Source organism: Sporichthya sp., assembly GCF_013815995.1.
In the GTDB taxonomy this organism is placed as follows: Bacteria; Actinomycetota; Actinomycetes; order Sporichthyales; family Sporichthyaceae; genus Sporichthya.
The window spans coordinates 1-3,371 of sequence record NZ_JACDFE010000332.1; the positions used below are offsets into that span (position 1 = coordinate 1).

At 74.4% G+C, this 3,371-nt stretch carries 2 protein-coding genes; both read left to right on the forward strand.

What is annotated here, in order from left to right; all coding sequences use genetic code 11:
• Window positions 1-955: PD-(D/E)XK nuclease family protein (locus tag H0X00_RS22785; RefSeq protein WP_293775075.1), on the forward strand; the 955-nt coding region annotated here is incomplete at its 5' end.
• The coding region (locus H0X00_RS22790; protein ID WP_293775076.1) for an ATP-dependent helicase at window positions 952-3,371 on the forward strand (2,420 nt) is incomplete at its 3' end. The genes H0X00_RS22785 and H0X00_RS22790, both read left to right, overlap by 4 nt.

Consider the following 3,371-nt stretch of genomic DNA (forward strand, 5'->3'; position numbering starts at 1 on the left):
GGCCAGCTCCGCGTCGCTGCGCAAGGTCGCGGCCGCGCGCCTGGCCGTCCTGGCCGACGCCCACGACCCCGCGGGGCGCCCGCTGATCCCGTCCGCGGCCCCGGAGCGCTGGTGGGGCGTGGTCGAACCGAGTGAGTCCGAGATCCCGGTCCGCGACCCCGACTCCCCGCTCGCCCTGTCCGCCAGCACCATCGACGGCATCACGACCTGCCCGCTGCAGTGGTTCCTGCGCCGCGAGGTGCACGCGGACTCCGCGCCGACGGTCCGGATGAGCTTCGGCAACGTCCTGCACGCCCTCGCCGAGGAGGTGGCGCGCACCGGAGTCACCGACCTGGACGACCTGATGAAGCGGCTGGACACGGTGTGGGCCGAGATCACCTTCGACGCGCCCTGGCAGTCGGCCGTGGAGCGGGAGGCGGCGCGCAAGGCGCTGGCGGCGTTCCTGGTCTGGCACGACGGCCGGCCCGGGCGCGAGCTGGTCGGGGCCGAGGTCGGCTTCGACGTCACGGTGGAGATGGAGCCGGAGCCGGTGCGCCTGCGCGGGTCCCTGGACCGCGTCGAACGCGATGCCGAAGGCCGGATGCGGGTGATCGACTTCAAGACCAGCAAGAGCGATGTGTCCAAGGGCGACGCGGCCGCGCATCCCCAGCTCGCCACCTACCAGGTCGCGGTCGAGGCCGGTGCGCTGGAGGCGCTCGAGGGCGCGACCCGGTCCAGCGGTGGCGCCGAGCTGGTGATGCTCCGTCAGATCAGCAAGGACGGGATGCCCGGCGTGCGGGCGCAGGACGCGACCTCCGACGCCGCCGACCCGGCCTGGGCCCTCGAGCTGCTCGCCGCCGCGGCCACGCGGGTGCGGGCGGAGCGGTTCACCCCGCTGCCGTCCGAGGGCTGCGACAACTGCGAGTACCGCCGCTGCTGCAGTGGCCGGGCCGAGGGCCGTCAGGTGATCGAATGATTCACACCCGTCAGGACCTCCTCGAGGCTCTCGGCGTCCCGTACTCCTCCGAGCAGCTGGCCGCGATCACCGCCCCGCTCGAACCGGCCGTGATCGTGGCCGGTGCCGGCTCGGGCAAGACGACCGTGATGGCCGCCCGCGTGGTGTGGCTGGTCGGCACCGGGCAGGTGCCCGCCGACGCCGTGCTCGGCCTGACCTTCACCAACAAAGCGGCCGGTGAACTCGGCCAACGCGTGCGCGCGGCCCTGGCCAAGGGCGGCGTGACGCCGGCGCCGGGCGCGATCGAGGAGGGGGAGGACGTCGGCGAGCCCACGGTCGCGACCTACCACTCCTTCGCCGCGCGCCTGATCGAGGAGCACGGCCTGCGCCTCGGCGTCGAGCCGCACGCGACGCTGCTGGCCGACTCGGCCCGCTACCAGCTCGCGGCCCGGGTGATCTGCCGCGCCCGCGGCCCGTTCCCCGCGCTGGAGAAGCGGCTGGTCGACCTCGTGGTCGACCTGCTCGCCCTGGAGAGCGAGATCTCCGAGCACCTCGTCGACCTCGACGACCTGCGCGCGCACGACCGTGCCCTGCTGGCCCGGCTCGAACCCGGCGAGGGCGATCCTGCTCCGCCCGTGAAGATCGCCGAGGCGATCACCGCGGCCCGCCGCCGCCTGGAGTACACCGAGTTGGTCGAGGCGTACCGGGCGGCCAAGGCCGAGCGCGACCTCGTCGACTTCGGCGACCAGATGGCCCTCGGTGCGCGACTGGCCGAGCAGTGCCCGCCGGTGGGGGAGGCGCTGCGCGCGCAGTACCGCGTCGTGCTGCTGGACGAGTACCAGGACACCTCGGTGGCCCAGCGCCGGATGCTGGTCGGCCTGTTCGGCGGCGGTCACCCGGTGACCGCGGTCGGCGACCCGTGCCAGGCCATCTACGGCTGGCGCGGCGCGTCCGTCGCCAACCTGGAGGAATTCCCGGAGCACTTCGCGCGGCGGGAACCTGACGGTTCGTCAGCTCCAGCCCGTCGGTACACGTTGCGGGAGAACCGGCGCAACGGCGAGACGATCCTCGACCTGGCCAACGGTCTGGCCGCGCCGCTGCGGGACCTGCACGCCGGCGTCGAACCGCTGCTGGCCTCGGCCGCCTCCCGGGGGCTGGGGGAGATCCGCACCGGCCTGTTCGAGACCTACTCCGAGGAGATCGGCTGGATCGGAGAGCAGGTCGCGGCGGCGATGGCCGACGGGGTTCCGGCGCGCGAGATCGCGGTCCTGGTCCGGGCCACTCGCGACATCGGCCCGGTGCACGGCGAGCTCACCCGCCGCGACATCCCCGTCGAGGTGGTCGGTCTCGGTGGCCTGGTCCACCTGCCCGAGGTCGCCGACGTGATCGCCGTACTCGAGGTTCTTGACGAGGCCACCGCGAACACCGCAATGGTGCGGCTGCTCTCCGGGCCGCGCTGGCGGATCGGCCTGCGCGACCTCGCCCTGCTCGGCCGCCGGGCCCGGGACCTGGTGGCGGTGCCGCGCGGCGACGGCAAGAGCCTGGAGACCGCGATCGCGGTCACCGACCTGGCCGAACTGGTCTCGCTCTCCGACGCCCTGGCCGCCCCCGGTGACCTCGGGTACTCGGGCGCCGCCCGCGCCCGGTTCGACGCCCTGGACCGGGAGATCGCCGAACTGCGCCGGCACGGCGGCGAACCGCTGCTGGACCTGCTGCACCGGGTGATCGCGGTGACCGGGTTGGACGTGGAGATCGCCGCCGCCCCGCACGCGCTGGCCTCCCGCCGGCGCGAGTCGCTGGCCGCGTTCCTCGACGTCGCGGCGTCCTTCTCCGACCTGGAGGGCGACTCCTCGGTGGCCGCGTTCCTGGCCTACCTGCGCGCCGCCGAGGAGCACGAGCGCGGGCTGGACTCGGCCACGCCCGGCCCCGGCGACTCGGTGAAGCTGATGACCGCCCACAAGGCCAAGGGCCTGGAGTGGGACGTCGTCGTGCTGCCCGACGTCACCGACAAGGTGTTCCCGTCCAACCGCGGTCGCGCACTGTGGACCCGGCGCGGGGATGCGATGCCGATCCCGCTGCGGGGGGACCGCGACGCCCTGCCCGGGGTGGGCGAGTGGACCACCAAGGCCGTGAAGGCGTGCGAGGACGCGATACGCGAGCAGTCCGAGCACGAGGAGCGCCGGCTGGCCTATGTCGCGTGCACCCGCCCGCGGGCGCGTCTGGTGGCGTCCTCGCACTGGTGGGGTCCGACGCAGAAGCGCCGGCGTGGGCCGTCGGAGTACCTCACGGCGATCCGGGCCTTCACCGACGCCCGTGGCCTGGACCCGGGCGGGCCGTGGGTGGACGAGCCGGCGCCGGAGGCCCAGAACCCGCAGCGCGGCATCGTCCGCGAGTACGAGTGGCCCGCGCCGCTCGACGCCGACGCACTCGCCCGGCG